Origin of the sequence: Algoriphagus pacificus, assembly GCF_017254845.1 — a bacterium.
Classification (GTDB): domain Bacteria; phylum Bacteroidota; class Bacteroidia; order Cytophagales; family Cyclobacteriaceae; genus Algoriphagus; species Algoriphagus pacificus.
Genome location: NZ_JAFKCU010000002.1, coordinates 158,642 through 175,050, shown reverse-complemented (window position 1 = coordinate 175,050; position 16,409 = coordinate 158,642). Strand labels below are relative to the sequence as shown.

Genomic DNA, 16,409 nt, shown 5'->3' with positions numbered 1-16,409 from the left:
TTGTTTAATGACAGTTTTTTATTTTTAGTGAGACTTCGGTTCCTTCAATTTCAAATGACATCGGAATAGAATATTGGATTAACTCCAACAGGTTTTCCAGGCTTTGTTTTTTATATATTCCAGTAATTCTGCAGGTATTTGCATCGGGAATAGTCAAATTGATTTTCACACCATACCATTCCTCCAGAATCCCTTTTAAACTGATCATATCAGTATTCTCAAAAATCAGTTTCTCCTCCAACCAAGCAAAAACGGGATCATCCTGTGAAACTTCGGCCAATTCTCCTCTCCCTGAAGAATATTCTAATTTCTTATTTGGCTGAAGCATAAAAACTTCCTGACTCTGGTCTGAAACCTTGACAAGTCCAGTTTTGACCACTACTAGTTCAGGTTGGTCTTTTTCATTTTGGATCAAAAATGAGGTGCCCAAAACTTCCGTTAAAAGTTCTTTTGTTTGAATCCTAAAAGGATGAAGCGTATCTCTTTCCACCTCAAAAAATGCTTCCCCTTCAAGTTCCACATATCTATTTTCAGAGAAATTTTCAGAAACTCTGATTTGGGAATTGTGATTCAGGTGCACCAAGGAGCCATCAGGAAGTCGTACTTTCTTAAATGAACCAATCCCGTTTTCGAAAACCAACATAGAATTCCCTTCTGAAGGAATTTCTTTCAATACCGGTTTAACTAATGTCCAGGCCAAGAAAAGTCCAAAAGTCAGAATAATCGTTGCTGCTATTTTCCAGTGACCGATTTCGATCGAAAAACTTTGTTTTTTTTCATCAGGTTCAATCCCTTTCCAGATCTTGTTCCAAAGATCCTGTTCAACCTTACTTTTATTAATTGACTCAGTATCCCAAACGCTATCCGATTGGGAAATGTCATTTTCAAACCATTCATTGAATTGTTTGGTCTCTCTACTGGAAGACTTTCCCCGAAGGATTTTGGAAATGATAATAAGAATCTCTTTAGACATTAAATGGATGGTTCTTTCACTATATAAGTGTAATCAACCACCGATTTCTACTATTGGATTTTATTATCAAATCATGAATAAACTCTTTCAAAAAATTAACTTTTGGATAAAGCGAAAGAGTCAGTTTAGGAAAATCATTGAAATTAAAGGAGCAATGTGTTTTAATTCACCTCTTAAGATCTTCATTGATTTAGACAGTTGATTATGAACTGTTTGAGGAGACAATTGGAGTTTTTCTGCTATTTCATTCACATTCATCCCTTCCAGTTTGTTCATTTTGAAAACCATCCTGGCCTTGGGTGGAATTTTCTCAATGGCGACTTCTATTTCATTGTAAATCTCCTCAAAAGAAAGAACCTCCTCAGAATAAAATCCTGATGCAATCTCTAGCTGGCTTTCCTGTCTTTTTGCAACTTCATCAAGGCATTTCATCACGCTGTATTTGACTGCTGTCAACAGATAAACCTTAATTTCTGATTGTAGAACTAGCTTATCTTTCCTTTTCCAAAGGTCTAAAAAAATATCCTGAACAATATCCTCAGCTAAGGAAGGGTCCTTTAACTTATACAAAGCAGATTGATACATCAATTCCCAATTGTCTTTGAATAGCTGTTCGAACTGTACCTTGTTTTGAAGAGGCTGCATATAAAAAACTTCTAGCGATCAAAAATACCCTTTCTACTATGCCGAGGTGTAAAGTTCAGGTTAAGATATTATTACCAGATTTTTCGCAATCAAAAAAAGGCTACCTGAAAATTCAGATAGCCCCGGTTTATAGGTTTGAGATAAATTCTTTTTTACATCTCCTTCATTTCGGAGACCACTTTGGTAATCGTTTGCTTGGCATCGCCAAAAAGCATCAGACAGTTTGGATAGCCAAAAAGCTCGTTTTCCACACCTGCATAGCCTTTTCCCATACTTCGCTTGCTGACGATTACTGTTCTCGCCTTATCTGCATTTAGAATTGGCATTCCGTATATCGGGCTTTGAGGATTGTTCCTTGCAGCTGGGTTTACCACGTCATTCGCACCCACAATCAGTACTAAATCAGTATTCTGAAAATCATCATTGATGGATTCCATTTCTATCAGCTTGTCATAGGAAATATTGGCTTCGGCCAACAACACATTCATATGTCCAGGCATCCTTCCAGCAACTGGGTGAATGGCAAATTTGAAATCTATGTTTCTCTTTTCACACTGTTCCATAAGTTCACGGATCACATGCTGCGCTTGAGCAACTGCCATCCCGTATCCCGGAACCACAATTACAGAAGACACTGAATCAAAAAGCATGGCCGTTTCTTCCACACCGATTTCTTTTACGGTGATCGATGGTCCATCCGCAGCTGCAGCTGAGACAGACTGACCAAAACCTCCCAGCAATACATTGATGAGTGACCTGTTCATTGCTTTACACATGATTTGGGTAAGAATGATTCCTGAGGCTCCAACTAGAGAACCAGCCACGATCAAGACATTATTATTCAGGATAAAACCAGTGGCACAGGCCGCCATGCCTGAATATGAATTCAATAAGGAAATTACTACTGGCATATCAGCTCCACCGATTGGAATCACTGTCAGGATTCCCAAAATGAGCGAAATCACAATCAAGGCAATAATTAAAATTGGATCCGATTGGTCAATCACTGTGAAGGTTGCCGCCGCAAGAAAACTGATAAACAGGATCAAGTTGAGCGGATGCTGGCCTTTGAAAGTAATCGGAGACCCGGAAATATTTCCATTGAGCTTTAGAAAAGCGACAATAGAACCTGTGAAGGTGACCCCTCCAATAAAAACCGAAACGATAATACTTATTACGGTGACCAATTCGATGGATTCCATATTGACTTCTGTCCGAAGGAAAAAATCAGACAAAGCCACAGCAAAGGAAGCCAAACCACCAAATCCGTTGAATAAAGCAACCATTTCCGGCATCTTGGTCATTTCTACCTTATTCGCATAGTATAAGCCAATAGCAGATCCTAAAACGATACATCCAAAAATTTCTACCAGAGAAATTACCTCGATCTGAAGTAAAGTTGCCACAATGGCAATAAGCATCCCCAAGGCAGAAAGACGGTTTCCCTGTCTGGCAGACTTGGTTTTATTCATCATTTTGATCCCCAATACAAACAGGATTGAGGCAATCAAATACGCAAGTAAGATGGCTATACTCATTTCTTCTTAAACATTTTAAGCATACGATCAGTCACTGTGTATCCGCCGACCACGTTAATGGTGGCCAATACCAAGGCTATCATTCCTAGCCATTTACTCAATGTTGAATAACCCATTTCATTACAGGCTAAAAGAGCCCCTACGATGGTAATTCCAGATATCGCGTTGGAGCCGGACATCAAAGGTGTGTGCAAGGTTGGAGGAACTTTTGCGATCAGTTCAAATCCCAGAAAACTTGCCAGAACAAGTATATAAATCAGAATAATTAAGGCTTCTGAGCTCATAATTTGAAAAGGTTTGGTACTATTTATTTAAAATTTTCTTGGTGAATTCATGTACGATTTCACCTTCATAGGTGATCAAAACACCTTTGGTAATCTCTTCTTCCCGATCCAGATTAAATCCATCCTTAGTAGCAAGATGCAGCAGCAATGTGCTGATATTCGTTGCATAAAGCTGACTCGCATTTGTTGGCAATAAAGCCGGAAGATTGGACTCACCGATGATAGTCACACCATGTTTGACGACCGTTTTATCTTTTTCTGAAATCTCACAGTTTCCGCCTGATTCTACTGCCATATCCACAATTACAGCTCCCTGTTTCATGGTTTTGACCATTTCCTCTGTCACTAGAATAGGAGATTTCTTACCCATAACCAATGCAGTGGTGATGACAAGATCCGTTTCCTTGATTTTACTTTGAATAAGTTCTTTTTGCTTTCGAAGGAATTCCTCTGAAACTTCCGCTGCATAGCCGCCTTCAACTTTGACAGTTTCTGCACCTTCAACAGTAAGAAAACGACCTCCTAGAGATTCTACCTGTTCTTTAGTTTCTGGTCTTACATCACTCACTTCTACAATTGCACCCAGTCTTTTCGCAGTAGCGATTGCTTGCAAGCCAGCTACACCAGCTCCGAAAATCAGAACCTTAGCTGGAGTAATAGTCCCAGAAGCCGTCATCATCAAAGGGAAGATTATTCCGAGATAATTTGAACCTAAAATCACTGATTTGTAGCCAGCCAAATTTGCCTGAGAACTCAAAGCATCCATTTTTTGTGCTCTTGAAATCCTTGGAACCGCATCCATTGAAAAAGATGAAATGGATTTTTTATTCATCTCATCCAAAATTTCAGGATGGTTATACGCATACATCAAAGAGATGCAGGCAGACTTTTCTTTCATTTGGGAGACTTCATCCAGTGTAAAAATATTCACCTTTAGAAGCACATCTGATTCAAAAACTCCCGATTTGGCTACAATAGAAGCACCTGCAGCCTGATACTCTTCATCCGAAAAATAAGACTTGATTCCAGCTCCGGACTCAACCAAAACTTCGAATTCGTTTTTGATCAGCAATTTGATTACATCGGGACTCAGAGCGACTCGGTTTTCATGCTCTTTCGTCTCTTTTAAAACTCCTATTTTCATTTCTAGCTAATTGAAACTCTTCCTTTTTATGGTTTATACCATTCAATATATTCAAAGAAAGTCTGAAAAATACGCTTAGCCCACCTGCATTATCCTGATTTCTTCCTTTTTCATGATATTTTATTTCGAAAAAATCCACATCAACAATACCTTCTCTTAAACCAAATTTCATCCTTTCATCACCATACATCTTAAGTTTGGAGATTTTTTAAAGCAGGTTTTTAAGATCGGTGTAAAAAATCTTAAAAAAGTCCCCATTATAAACCCTAACATCTTAAATCAGGCAAAAACCTGTCAAAAAATTAACAATACCGTTGATCCCTAAAGATTGACAGTTTAAAGACAAACAGGATTCATTAAAAAAGATAAATTCCTATTTTTCATGAACTTATTTAACCTATTTCAACCCCATGCAATCGAGCAAGAAAGAAATCAGTAATAGTTGAAATGCTGATGATTCAAGCGAGATTTCGTGTGACCTCTGAAAATAAAATTTTAAACACATGAAAAACCCCAAGAAAAATTCCGAAGGTCAAACCCGGAGGGATTTTATTAAAAACGCAGCCATCGCATCCTCATTTTTCATAGTTCCTAGACATGTTCTAGGTGGCGTAGGCTTCACCTCCCCTTCCGATCAATTAAACCTTGCAGCAATTGGTGCGGGTGGAAAAGGTGCTAGTGATATCCGAAATGCCTCTGTAAATGGTAGAGAACGTGTTGTAGCCCTTTGTGATGTGGACTTTTCGGGATCAGCTAAGGCTTCAGTAGAGCGTTTTCCGGATGCAAAGCTTTATGCTGACTTCAGAAAAATGCTGGACACAGAGAAAGACATCGATGCTGTGACCATTTCTACTCCTGACCATGTCCATGGACCAGCAGCGAAGTATGCCATGGAAAGAGGCAAACATGTGTACGTACAAAAACCGATGACCCACAATATCAAGGAAGCTAGAATGCTGACTGAAATGGCGAGAAGCCAAAAAGTGGTGACTCAAATGGGAAATCAGGGTGGCTCAAACCCATTGTTAAATTTAGTACAAGAGTGGATTGATAAAGATAGAATCGGAAAAATCTCTAAAGTAGAGGTTTGGACAAATAGACCTGTTTGGCCACAGGGTGGACCTTTCCCAAAGCCAGCTCCAAGTGAAAAACCAAGCGCTTTGGATTGGGACCTTTGGTTGGGACCAGCTCCAGAAATTCCTTACACACCAGGCTTAGCTCCATTTAGCTGGAGAGGCTGGTGGAATTATGGCACCGGCGCTTTGGGTGATGTAGGTTGTCACTTGATTGACATTCCATTCAGAACTTTGGGGCTTCACTATCCTACCGATGCCGAATGCTCTGTAGGTTCTGTTTACAGCCAGATGTGGACACCTGATTTTCATCCTGATGGATGCCCTGCTTCCTCGTTTATCTCTTTAAACTTCGCTGCAACTCCAAAAAGTAAATCTCCAATCAATATGACCTGGAGTGATGGGGGTATTCGTCCGGCACATCCTGACATCATCCCTGCAGATCATGACATCGGCGGAGCAAATTCTGCAAATGGTGTGTTGATCATCGGTGAAAAAGGAATTATCTCAACCAATATCAATGACTCCTCTCCTTTGATGCCGAAACTATACCTTAATGATGGTACGCAGGAATTCGGACCTCAAACTGAGCCAAATGATGAGCCGGAATACGGACATCAGAGACTTTGGGTAGATGCTTGTAAAGCTGGATATGGCAGCAGCGAGCACAAAGGCTTGACTTCTTCTTTTGATTATGCGGGACCTATGACCGAAACTGTGTTAATGGGTAACCTAGCCATCAGAAGCTACATGCTTAGAAAAGAAAATGCAAGGGGTCAGATGGAGTTTTATGGACGTAAAAAATTGCTTTGGGATGGTGACAATCTAAGAATTACCAATTTCGAAGATGCAAATCAGTTCGTGACCAGAACCTACAGACCTGGCTGGGAAATGTAATTCAGAATGAATAAATTAAAAGTCCTTCTAAGTTTTGAAGGACTTTTTTTTGCCATCTATGAATTCATTTAAACAAAAGTTAAATGCAATAGGAAACTCTTATTTAGAAGATTCTCCTGATTATAATCAACTAAAAGAGACAACTGACAATTTCAAAGAATTACTTTTTTCCTGGTACCAAAAAAAGTTTGGAGAGAACCTTGACAGAGAAAATATAGAAAATGAAAATGGTACTGCTATTGGACCGCTCTGGGCTGCTATGTGTTTAGAGGATATTGCACGAACCAAAAAATTTATATGCGGTATCGCTAAGGCCATTGAACAAAATAGAAACAAAAAAAGCCCGATAAAAATCATTTATGCAGGCACAGGACCTTTTGCAACTCTACTTCTTCCACTATTCCAAAAGTTCGAAGATTTGAATATTGAATATACCTTGTTGGAACTAAACCCAATCAGTTTCTCTGTCCTAACAAGACTTCTCAAAGATCTCGATTTTTCAAACTTGAAGATTTCCTTAATTGAAGCAGATGCCACAAAATTCAAATTAAGTCTAAATCAATTTCCTGATGTATGCATTAGCGAAACAATGCAAAACAGTTTAGATAAAGAACATCAGGTTGCCATTTTTCAGAATTTCTTCGAACAGTCAAAACCGGAAACCATATTCATCCCCGAAAAAATCGAATTATTTATCGCTAAAAGAGTATATAATAATTCTTCATTGAGTACGCGAGCACAAAAAATCCAGAAAGTATTTGAACTCAGTAAACAATCTTTCATTAAGACGGGAAAAGAATTTCCAGTGGTAAAAACCACTATTTCAAAAAATGAATTAGATGAAAATGAGGACTTGGTTTTACTGACATTAATACATGTTTTCCAAGAAGAAAAAATACTTGAAAATGAAAGCGGCCTGACTATTCCAAAGACTATTTTTCGACAACCAATCAAATCAGAATTTGTAATTTACAGTCAATATGAAATTGGGGCTAATCCAAAACTTAATTTGAATTTTTCCATTCCAAACTAACACAATCATGAAGACAACTCTCTTTTTCTTTCTTTTTGCATTACTTATCCAACCTGCAGTTTCTCAAACCAATGAATTTCTAGTCAAACAGCTTAAGTATTCCCATTCAGTAGAAAACTGGTTTGCTCCAGTGAATGTCGCTACCGAGGGACTCACCGCTGAAAAAGCCAATTGGCATGATGATTCCGGAAATCACTCCATTGCGCAATTGGTCTCACATCTGGTTTTTTGGAATGAAAGACTTTTAAAAGGGATGCGAGGTGAAGAGGTAACCGATTTCAGTGGCGACAATGATGCTACTTTTAGTGAAATCTCAGAAGAAGAATGGTTAGAAATGGTAAAGAGATTAGATGAAATTCTGACTGAAATCGAAGTAGAAAGTAGAAAATTGGAAGACAAACAACTGGAAGGTTGGAGCGAAACTTTGGCGAATATCGCATCACATAATGCCTATCACACAGGCCAAATAGTATATATCCGTAAGCAGCAAGGTTGGTGGAGATAATCCTTAATTTTTAAAGAATATTCGAAGATCTCGAATTTTATGTTGATGGTTCGGGTTTAGTAGATGTGTAAAATCACAGCCCTATTATTTTAACCTTATCAAAAGACAAATGGATTTAAAATTAGCAGATAAAAAAGCCTTTATCAGTGGCTCAACTGCAGGCATTGGATATGCTATTGCAGAAAGATTTTTAAAAGAAGGAGCCGAAGTCATCATTAACGGCAGATCTCAAGAAAGTGTAGACGCGGCGGTTCAAACCCTAAAATCCTCCACAGGGAATGACAAAGTCAGCGGAGTGGCAGCTGATTTTTCGAAAGTAGCAGAAGTAAATCAATTACTGGAAGCAATTCCAGAGGTGGATATTTTGATCAATAATGCTGGAATCTTTGAACCCAAAGCTTTCACCGAAATACCTGACGAAGATTGGTTTAGATTTTTTGAGATCAATGTCATGAGTGGAGTGCGGCTTGCGAGGCATTATTTCCCAAAAATGCTTGAAAAAAATTGGGGTAGAATTATTTTTATTTCCAGTGAATCAGGAGTCTTTATCCCTGATGAAATGATTCATTATGGCATGACCAAAACCGCCCAAATTTCAGTAAGTAGAGGTCTGGCGGAATTGACAAAAGGAACTAATGTGACTGTCAATACGATCTTACCTGGACCAACCAAATCCCGAGGTGTTGGAGATTTTATTGAGGATCTCGCTAATTCCAACAACTCTTCTGTCGAAGGAGTAGAAAAAGAGTTTTTCAAAACAATGAGACCAACCTCTTTGATCCAGCGCTTTGCATCGGTAGAAGAAGTAGCGGATACAGTAGTTTACTTCTCAAGCCCTTTAGCCTCAGCAACCAATGGAGCAGCAATTAGAGCAGAAGGAGGATTAGTTAAATCAATACTATAGGCAGAACTTATCATTGCATTGATCTCTTAGAAAATTTCAATTATCTAATTGAATTTCAATTCATTACAAATTAATGCCCCGTCTAAAAATAGTAACAGATTGGGAAAAAGTTTCTACAGGAGATATTATTTATATCAAATAAAAAAGGAGTTGCAAATGAATGCAACTCCTCTTCTTTTAAGAATATTTTTTTTAAATATTATTCTTGACTTGTTCCAAATTGATCGAAATTAAAGTCTTCAAAGATGGCTCCTACTTTATTCTGAATAGTACTTAAACTCTTCATATCTTTTTCTTCAAGAGTTCCTGAAGCAAATCCTTGCCATACTTGATTTCCGCTTTCAGCATCGAGGAAATTGATAATTACAGTTCCTGCATCTACTGGTACCATTTCAGTTGTTTCAGATCTAGGACCATATCCAAGGTAATCTTGCCCATTAGTCAATACGAATTTTCTCAGTTCAGTATCTTCTTCTAAAACTGAGAAGTCTACCAACATATCTGGGTTCAAAATATCCTTTTCAAAGCCTCTAGCCTTCATTTGAAGTTCAATTGCGTCTTTGATTTTCTTTCTATCGGATTGATTATTAAAGACCAAAATCCCATCTGAAGCCACAATCATTTTCTCATCGGGAATCATAGCATCCTCAAAAACCCAATTGTAAGTATGGTAATCTGAGACCTCTGCGGATTCTTTTTCCTGCGTCACAACCTTCATTCCTGAAGGAGCGCAACTAAATGCGGCAAATGAAATAATGGAAATCAATAAAATATTTAATCGGTTTTTCATGGTTCTTTAGTTTTAGTTCAACAATCATGTAAAACCACAAACAGAAGTAACTCCTATGGGAGCCTCACTTTTGTCTAGCAATAAATCATACTAAATCAAAAAACATTTCCGAACTGATTTATCTGTCGGAATATTCTGCCTATGGCTGAATAGGTTATATAAAGTGCCAATAGGATGCCAGAATCAATATTGAAAATTTCATGAGTTTCTCAAAAAGTAAAATCCATACCAATTGGAGAAGCTAAAAAATCGATTTCTTAATATCGGAGCGAAACTGGAAAAAATAATTGAAGCCATTTATCAAAAGAAGCTTGAATCAGGATAGCTAAATTTAGCAAATCCCTTATTTTTTGATCAGATTCAGTGATCATGATTTCAATTCAGGCATTCAAAAGGATTATTATATTACTCCCCTTCGCTTTTACGATGGGCCTGACGCTTGTTTTTGCACAAGAAATTGAAAATACATCCACTAGTTTTTGGTTATGGGATTTTCTGGGAAGACTTCATCCCCTGATTGTGCACTTTCCCATTTCCTTGCTGATTATTGCTGCCCTCCTGGAATTAATTTCCCTTCGAAATTTTCAATCAAAATACAGAGCAGGCATTTCTCTTTTGGTATTGATCGGCTCATTAAGTGCCATAATATCTGCTGCATTTGGCTATCAGCTAGCCCAAGAACAAGGAACTTCCGGATCAACCTTAGATCTGCATCAACAGCTTGGAATTGCTACAGCTTTCCTTTCCGCTCTTTTACTCTTTGCTTTATTTAGAGTATCAAAAAACAATCAAAAAACCCGAATTCTTGTCTTTAGGAGCGTTCTGTTTTTGGCTGCCATTGGAGTATCCCTTACAGGGCATTTAGGAGGATCACTAACTCATGGAGAGGATTTTTTAACAGAAACTTTACCCTGGAATCAGGAACAATCAGAAATTGAAAAAACTCCGATTAACCTGGCGCTTTACAAATCAGAATTAAATCCGGAAAGGGAAATGAAACTGATCGGGGAAGTGAGAATGGTATTGGCACATAATTGCTATAAATGCCATAGCGGAGCAAAAATAGAAGGAGAACTGAGGCTGGATGAAAAAGCTTTTGCATTTGAGGGTGGCGAAAACGGTCCTGTTATTATTCCGGGAAATCCTTCGGAAAGCGAATTGATCCGAAGGATTAATCTAAAGAAAGGACACAAAGATGTCATGCCCTCCAAAGGCCAACCTTTGAGCAAGCAAGAAAAAGAGTTACTGGCTTTGTGGATTGAGAAAGGTGCACCTTGGCCTGATAATGCTCCCCAGCAAAGTATTTACCGAGTAGCAGAATTGGCTCCCAGACGGCCTAATTTACCAAACCCGAAAAATGGATTGTCCAATCCCATCGACCTTTGGGTTAATGATTATTTCGAGAAAAACGGCCTGGAGTGGAACGAGCAAATTGACGATCGTACCTATTTAAGAAGAATCTATTTAGATATAATTGGTCTTATTCCTTCACCTGAGGATTTGAATGAGTTTTTAGAAGATCCAAGAGAAAATAAAAGAACGATTTGGCTCCAAGAGCTATTGGATCGTGATCAGGATTATGCAACCCATTGGCTTACCTTTTGGAACGATGCCTTGAGAAATGATTACACGGGAACAGGCTATATCACTAATGGCAGATTCAATATCACCGACTGGCTTTACAAATCTCTAGAAAGCAACAAGCCCTATGATCAATTTGTTAAAGAGCTCTTGAATCCAGACGAAAAGTCAAAAGGATTTATTGAAGGAATCCGCTGGAGGGGAACAGTTAATGCCAGTCAAAGGACAGAGATGCAGGCAGCCCAAAATGTAGCACAGGTGATTCTTGGACTCAACCTAAAATGCGCATCCTGCCATGATAGTTTTATTTCCGATTGGAAACTGGAAGAGTCCTATGCTTTTGCCAATATTTTTGCTGACTCTACTTTGGAGGTCAGCCGTTGTGAACAGCCCACTGGTAAAATGGCAAAAACCAAAATCCTCTGGGAGGAATTGGGGGAAATTGACTCTGCTGCATCTAGATCAGAAAAACTCAAGCAACTCGCAGAAACGCTCGTTCAGCCGGCAAATGGAAGAATGTACCGAACTATAGTCAACAGAATTTGGAAGCAGATGATGGGCAGAGGAATGGTGGAACCCGTTGATGAAATGGACAATGAGCCTTGGAGTCAGGATCTTTTGGATTGGTTGGCCACTGAATTTGTGGCAAGTGGATATGATCTGAAAAACTTGATTTACCTCATCGGAACTTCCAAAATCTATCAAGCTGAATCCATCAGTTATCCAAGCCCGGATTTGATTTTAGCAGAAGATTATCAGTTTAAAGGAATGGTCAGAAAGCGGCTAACCGCGGAACAGTTTTCTGATGCAGTCAGTCAAATGGTTTTTCCATTGTTTACTGATCAGGATCTAAAATACAATCCAGAGGAATTGAACCGGAAGCAATCATCACAGGTTGGTTTTGTAAGAGCATCCCTAGTTGCCAACAATAGTTTTCTAACTGCTTTGGGGAGACCCAATAGAGAAATTGTTTCTACGAGTAGAGATTCTCAGGCAAGTTTACTACAGGCTTTGGAGCTCACCAATGGTACCAAGCTTGACTCAGCCTTAATCGGCGGAGCAAAAAACTGGAAATCAAATTACCAGAATACTGAATCCCTGACTGAAGCTTTATATATGAGTGCTTTGAACAGGAAGCCATTGGAAAAAGAGCTAGCAGTCGCAAAAGCTGCACTTGGGGAATCTCCTGAGCCTGATCAGATCCAGGATTTTATTTGGGCAGTAATTCTTCTACCGGAATTTCAACTCATTTACTAAATGCCATGAAAAAAGGATTTAACAGAAGAGAGTTTTTGAAGAAAACAAGTGGAGCTGCTTTGGCAACCATGGCCGCAGGAGCTCCTTTTGCCAGCCTCTTGAGTTCATGTGGCACAAGCAGAATTCAATCGACTGCTGATTCTGTAATCTTGTTATTTATGGCTGGCGGTATGGCCCATACCGAAACCTTTGATCCTAAGAAATACACTCCCTTTAGAAAAGGAATGGAGTCCAAAGAGGTTTTAAGTACTTTCCCCAGTGTCCCCACAGCTTTGGATGGCATTCATTTTTCTGAAGGGCTGGAATCCATCGGGAAGGTAATGGACAAGGGAACCTTGATCCGATCCTATATCGCTGCGGATTTGGGACATATTCTTCATACACGGCATCAATATCATTTTCACACCTGTTATGAACCTCCGCAATCAGTGGTCGTTCCACATTTAGGCTCATGGATTTCAAAAGAAAAAGGCCCTCTAAATCCAGTTATTCCTTCCTTTATTAATATAGGTCAACGATTCACTGTGGGTGAAGGTGAGGAATTGAAAGCCTTCCACAATGCTGGATTTTTGGGAAGTGAACATGGACCATTTTTAATTCCTGACCCTACCTCAGGACTTGATAGTGTCCGTCCGCCGGTTGGTATGTCCACCAAACGCTTTGAATCCAGAAACAAACTTTACGAAGAGTTAATCGCTGCCGGACCTATGGGAGAGTTTGGAAGTGATTATCAAAAAGAATCCCTTAAAAGATCCATGGAGCAAGCTTATATCTTGCTGAATTCCCCAGAAGCGAAGGCTTTTGACCTCAGTTTGGAACCTAAGAGCAGCTACTATAAGTATAACACCAGCAAATTCGGTTTAGGCTGCCTACTTGCCAGAAGGTTGGTTGACCAAGGTGCGAGATACATAACTGTGACTACTGAATACGAACCGTTTTTTGGTTGGGATACGCATGACAATGGACACACTCGGCTAAAGGACATGAAAAAAATGATCGATTCTCCCATCGCGCAATTAATCAGTGATCTGGATGAAAGCGGAAGATTAGATCGTACCTTGGTGCTTGTGGCAAGTGAATTCAGCAGAGATATGCTGACTGAAGGCCGCCCTGATCTAAAAGTGAAAGACCAAGTAGTGGTTCCAGATGTGATTGAGGACATGAAAAACTACGGAATGCACCGTCATTTTACAGATGGTTGCTCCATATTAATGTTTGGAGGAGGAGTCAAAAAAGGACATGTTTTCGGAAAAACCGCTGATGAAAGACCATGCAAGACTATCGAAAACCCTATCAAAATTGACAGCATTCACCAGACGATTTATCATGCTTTGGGAATTGCTCCTGATACAAATTATGAAATTGAAAAAAGACCATTTTACACCACACCTGATGGACATGGAAAAGTGGAGTTTGGGTTGCTGAATGAAAACCCTAAAGCTTAGATCAAAGCCAGATTTTTTCCGAAAGGTTAAATAAAAACAATGAAAAAAATTCAAGATACAGAAGTTCGCTGGGGAGTCCTGGGAGTAGGAAATGTGTGTGAAGTGAAATCAGCTCCAGCCATGAAACTAGTCCCTAACAGCAAACTAGTGGCAGTCATGAGACGCAATGAAGAAAAGGTAGTGGATTATGCAACTAGACATGGTGTTTCCAAATGGTACACTGACGCTCAGGAGTTAATCAATGATCCGGAAGTCAATGCCATCTATATTGCTACTCCTCCAAATGCACATTTGGAATTGACCAAGCTTGCTGCATCGGCAGGTAAACCTGTCTATGTCGAAAAACCAATGGCAAGAACTTATCAGGAATGTCTTGAAATGATTGCTGTCTGTGAAGAGAAAAATGTACCACTTTATGTGGCTTATTATAGACGGGCGCTTCCCCATTTTCTGAAAATCAAGGAATTAATCGACCAGGGAATCATAGGTGAAATCCGAACTGTCCATATCAATCTTAAACAAGTTTTAAAGCCTAGCATTGTTGCCAATCTAGATAACAACTGGAGAGTAAATCCTGAAATTGCCGGAGGAGGATACTTTTTTGATTTAGCTTCCCACCAGCTCGACTTATTAGATTTCTTTTTCGGAAAAATCACCCAAGCAACTGGTTTCTCTTCGAATCAGGGGAAAGCCTATAACGCTGAAGATATCGTGACAGGAAGTTTTGCGTTTGAAAGCGGCGTATTAGGAACTGGGAATTGGTGCTTTACCAGCGCTGAGAGCTCCGAAATTGATGAAGTAAGTATTTATGGAAATAAGGGCACAATCCGGTTTGAGACTTTTGGAAAAGGAGAATTCACTTTGGAGCAGGACAATAAAGGAATAGAAAAATTGGAGTTCAATTTACCAAAGCACATTCAAGAGCCGCTTATCAATGGAATTGTGGAAGATTTGCTCGGGCAATCAGAAAGTGCCAGTACCGGTAAATCAGCGGCAAGAACCAATTGGGTTATGGATGAATTGACCAAAAATAGAATCGCTTAAGTTTTAGTCTGTTCAGGTTTCAGATTCCTCTTTCATATCGAATTCAAGAATCATTTTCTTTTCATCAAATATTAATTGGCGAATGTAAAAATCTTGAAGAGGTCCTTTTAAATCCATATGGTCCAAGTCGATCAGGATAAGTGATGACTCCTTATTCCAAAAGATCCCAGGCTTATCCAGTTTTATGAATTTTTCTGCCAGAAAATTGACAATAGCCCCCATTTTATAAACAAAGGAAACCTGCCGAGGCGAAACTTCATTCAAAAACAAAGTGATTTTCACTCCTGACATTTTCAGTTTTATTCTATTCTCGCCAAGAAATTGAATCTCGGGACTTTTCGAAGAAAACTTTTTTACGAGTTTCTCTAACTCTTGGGATGTAAAAACCAGTAGCATTTTATGTGATTTACCCCATTTATACGTCAAGAATTAAACCAAAGGGCTAAAAACCAGTCAAAAAGGGCAGCCTGACTTAAGCGATTTTTAAGAATTAGATAGCCAAAAAAATTTTATATTCAATTGTTCATCCAAAACCCAGCCCCATGATCAAGAAAATTTCTATCGCCATTTTAGTTTTACTAGTGGCAATTCAATTTATCCCCTACGAAAAAAACCTTAGTGGAGAGGACACCTATCATATTTCGAAGTCTTATGACATTCCAGAAAATGTAAATATGATTTTGAAAAATGCCTGTAATGATTGCCACAGCAACACAACTAGGTATCCTTGGTATAGCAATATTGAGCCAATAGGATATTGGTTAAACCATCACATTACAGACGGAAAAAGACATTTGAATTTTTCTGAATTCATCAATAGGCCTTTAGCTTACCAAAACCATAAGCTCGAAGAAACCATAGAAATGGTGGAAGAAAAGGAGATGCCGCTGCCCTCCTACACTTATCTTGGACTACATGCTGAAGCTAATATGACAGATGAGGAAAGAGAAATTTTGATTAACTGGGCAAAAGATCAAATGGCCATGCTGAAAGCGACTTATCCTGCAGATAGCCTTGTCATGAAAAGAAGAACTCCTCCCCCATCAGAATAACAAAATTCAACGACCTGAAGCCATAAATTAATTTTTATGGCTTTTTTTTAAATAATTTTTTTTGAAGTACTACATAATGAATTCACAGTTTTATAGTTTTTAAAAGGAGTACTTAAATAAAATAATCAGAATTGAACTCCCTTAATTAATTAAAAAAATAGAACCATAGAATTTAAGTTAATTCATTTTTTTATTAAAGTCATGTTTTTACATTTTCATTTTTAAGATAACTTTAAGAATTAAC

At 38.7% G+C, this 16,409-nt stretch carries 16 protein-coding genes; 8 read left to right on the top strand and 8 right to left on the bottom strand.

The annotated features are described in order from the left end of the window. Positions 1-4 precede the first annotated feature (4 nt). The 6 genes from J0A69_RS07585 to J0A69_RS07560 form a co-directional block, all read right to left on the bottom strand. Positions 5-973, bottom strand: coding sequence for a FecR family protein (locus J0A69_RS07585; protein ID WP_206585967.1), 969 nt, complete (start codon positions 971-973; stop codon positions 5-7). A gap of 120 nt (positions 974-1,093) precedes the next feature. After that, on the bottom strand, positions 1,094-1,618 hold the full coding sequence (locus J0A69_RS07580; protein ID WP_206585966.1) for a sigma-70 family RNA polymerase sigma factor: 525 nt from the start codon (positions 1,616-1,618) through the stop codon (positions 1,094-1,096). A gap of 152 nt (positions 1,619-1,770) precedes the next feature. Beyond that, the gene (locus tag J0A69_RS07575) at positions 1,771-3,156 is read right to left on the bottom strand and encodes an NAD(P)(+) transhydrogenase (Re/Si-specific) subunit beta (protein WP_206585965.1); all 1,386 of its coding nucleotides are present in this window, start codon (positions 3,154-3,156) and stop codon (positions 1,771-1,773) included. Then, on the bottom strand, positions 3,153-3,440 hold the full coding sequence (locus tag J0A69_RS07570; protein WP_206585964.1) for an NAD(P) transhydrogenase subunit alpha: 288 nt from the start codon (positions 3,438-3,440) through the stop codon (positions 3,153-3,155). The genes J0A69_RS07575 and J0A69_RS07570 overlap by 4 nt, the downstream gene beginning before the upstream one ends. Before the next feature lie 19 nt (positions 3,441-3,459). Beyond that, positions 3,460-4,584: a Re/Si-specific NAD(P)(+) transhydrogenase subunit alpha gene (locus J0A69_RS07565; protein ID WP_206585963.1), complete on the bottom strand. Its 1,125-nt coding sequence runs from the start codon at positions 4,582-4,584 to the stop codon at positions 3,460-3,462. Beyond that, a complete protein-coding gene (locus J0A69_RS07560) occupies positions 4,547-4,774 on the bottom strand; it encodes a hypothetical protein (protein WP_206585962.1) in 228 nt (75 codons plus the stop codon). Before J0A69_RS07560 ends, J0A69_RS07565 begins: the two co-directional genes overlap by 38 nt. Before the next feature lie 313 nt (positions 4,775-5,087). Here J0A69_RS07560 and J0A69_RS07555 point away from each other — a divergent pair, with 313 nt between their 5' ends. From J0A69_RS07555 to J0A69_RS07540, 4 genes are all read left to right on the top strand, one after another. Further along, positions 5,088-6,554, top strand: a complete 1,467-nt coding sequence (locus J0A69_RS07555) for a Gfo/Idh/MocA family protein (RefSeq protein ID WP_206585961.1) — start codon at positions 5,088-5,090, stop codon at positions 6,552-6,554. Positions 6,555-6,612: 58 nt separating this feature from the next. Then, positions 6,613-7,587, top strand: a complete 975-nt coding sequence (locus tag J0A69_RS07550; protein ID WP_206585960.1) for an SAM-dependent methyltransferase — start codon at positions 6,613-6,615, stop codon at positions 7,585-7,587. Positions 7,588-7,594: 7 nt separating this feature from the next. Further along, positions 7,595-8,092 (top strand): DinB family protein, encoded by a 498-nt coding sequence (locus J0A69_RS07545; protein WP_206585959.1) that lies wholly within the window; start codon positions 7,595-7,597, stop codon positions 8,090-8,092. Between the two features lie 109 nt (positions 8,093-8,201). Continuing rightward, a complete protein-coding gene (locus tag J0A69_RS07540; RefSeq protein ID WP_206585958.1) occupies positions 8,202-8,996 on the top strand; it encodes an SDR family NAD(P)-dependent oxidoreductase in 795 nt (264 codons plus the stop codon). A 199-nt stretch (positions 8,997-9,195) separates the two neighbouring features. On the opposite strand, the gene J0A69_RS07535 is transcribed toward J0A69_RS07540, so the two are convergent. Further along, positions 9,196-9,786 carry a DUF4136 domain-containing protein gene (locus J0A69_RS07535; RefSeq protein WP_206585957.1) on the bottom strand — a complete coding sequence of 197 codons (591 nt, stop codon included), beginning with the start codon at positions 9,784-9,786 and terminating at the stop codon, positions 9,196-9,198. Positions 9,787-10,212: 426 nt separating this feature from the next. On the opposite strand from J0A69_RS07535, the gene J0A69_RS07530 reads away from it, so the two are divergent. From J0A69_RS07530 to J0A69_RS07520, 3 genes are read left to right on the top strand one after another with little or no spacing between them, the layout of a single operon-like run. After that, positions 10,213-12,624, top strand: a complete 2,412-nt coding sequence (locus J0A69_RS07530; RefSeq protein ID WP_206586901.1) for a PSD1 and planctomycete cytochrome C domain-containing protein — start codon at positions 10,213-10,215, stop codon at positions 12,622-12,624. A 5-nt stretch (positions 12,625-12,629) separates the two neighbouring features. Beyond that, positions 12,630-14,069: a DUF1501 domain-containing protein gene (locus J0A69_RS07525; protein WP_206585956.1), complete on the top strand. Its 1,440-nt coding sequence runs from the start codon at positions 12,630-12,632 to the stop codon at positions 14,067-14,069. A 39-nt stretch (positions 14,070-14,108) separates the two neighbouring features. Further along, positions 14,109-15,113, top strand: coding sequence for a Gfo/Idh/MocA family protein (locus J0A69_RS07520; protein ID WP_206585955.1), 1,005 nt, complete (start codon positions 14,109-14,111; stop codon positions 15,111-15,113). A 12-nt stretch (positions 15,114-15,125) separates the two neighbouring features. Here J0A69_RS07520 and J0A69_RS07515 read toward each other — a convergent pair whose 3' ends face one another. Next, positions 15,126-15,509 carry a hypothetical protein gene (locus tag J0A69_RS07515; RefSeq protein WP_206585954.1) on the bottom strand — a complete coding sequence of 128 codons (384 nt, stop codon included), beginning with the start codon at positions 15,507-15,509 and terminating at the stop codon, positions 15,126-15,128. 146 nt (positions 15,510-15,655) lie between these two features. Between J0A69_RS07515 and J0A69_RS07510 the strand changes: the two genes are divergently transcribed. Continuing rightward, positions 15,656-16,165 (top strand): heme-binding domain-containing protein, encoded by a 510-nt coding sequence (locus J0A69_RS07510; RefSeq protein WP_206585953.1) that lies wholly within the window; start codon positions 15,656-15,658, stop codon positions 16,163-16,165. Positions 16,166-16,409: the final 244 nt, after the last annotated feature.

Coding starts and splice junctions, on each gene's coding strand:
- J0A69_RS07585 (WP_206585967.1), bottom strand. CDS start 973: ATGTCTAAAGAGATTCTTATTATCATTTCCAAAATCCTTCGGGGAAAG.
- J0A69_RS07580 (WP_206585966.1), bottom strand. CDS start 1,618: ATGCAGCCTCTTCAAAACAAGGTACAGTTCGAACAGCTATTCAAAGAC.
- J0A69_RS07575 (WP_206585965.1), bottom strand. CDS start 3,156: ATGAGTATAGCCATCTTACTTGCGTATTTGATTGCCTCAATCCTGTTT.
- J0A69_RS07570 (WP_206585964.1), bottom strand. CDS start 3,440: ATGAGCTCAGAAGCCTTAATTATTCTGATTTATATACTTGTTCTGGCA.
- J0A69_RS07565 (WP_206585963.1), bottom strand. CDS start 4,584: ATGAAAATAGGAGTTTTAAAAGAGACGAAAGAGCATGAAAACCGAGTC.
- J0A69_RS07560 (WP_206585962.1), bottom strand. CDS start 4,774: ATGTATGGTGATGAAAGGATGAAATTTGGTTTAAGAGAAGGTATTGTT.
- J0A69_RS07555 (WP_206585961.1), top strand. CDS start 5,088: ATGAAAAACCCCAAGAAAAATTCCGAAGGTCAAACCCGGAGGGATTTT.
- J0A69_RS07550 (WP_206585960.1), top strand. CDS start 6,613: ATGAATTCATTTAAACAAAAGTTAAATGCAATAGGAAACTCTTATTTA.
- J0A69_RS07545 (WP_206585959.1), top strand. CDS start 7,595: ATGAAGACAACTCTCTTTTTCTTTCTTTTTGCATTACTTATCCAACCT.
- J0A69_RS07540 (WP_206585958.1), top strand. CDS start 8,202: ATGGATTTAAAATTAGCAGATAAAAAAGCCTTTATCAGTGGCTCAACT.
- J0A69_RS07535 (WP_206585957.1), bottom strand. CDS start 9,786: ATGAAAAACCGATTAAATATTTTATTGATTTCCATTATTTCATTTGCC.
- J0A69_RS07530 (WP_206586901.1), top strand. CDS start 10,213: ATGGGCCTGACGCTTGTTTTTGCACAAGAAATTGAAAATACATCCACT.
- J0A69_RS07525 (WP_206585956.1), top strand. CDS start 12,630: ATGAAAAAAGGATTTAACAGAAGAGAGTTTTTGAAGAAAACAAGTGGA.
- J0A69_RS07520 (WP_206585955.1), top strand. CDS start 14,109: ATGAAAAAAATTCAAGATACAGAAGTTCGCTGGGGAGTCCTGGGAGTA.
- J0A69_RS07515 (WP_206585954.1), bottom strand. CDS start 15,509: ATGCTACTGGTTTTTACATCCCAAGAGTTAGAGAAACTCGTAAAAAAG.
- J0A69_RS07510 (WP_206585953.1), top strand. CDS start 15,656: ATGATCAAGAAAATTTCTATCGCCATTTTAGTTTTACTAGTGGCAATT.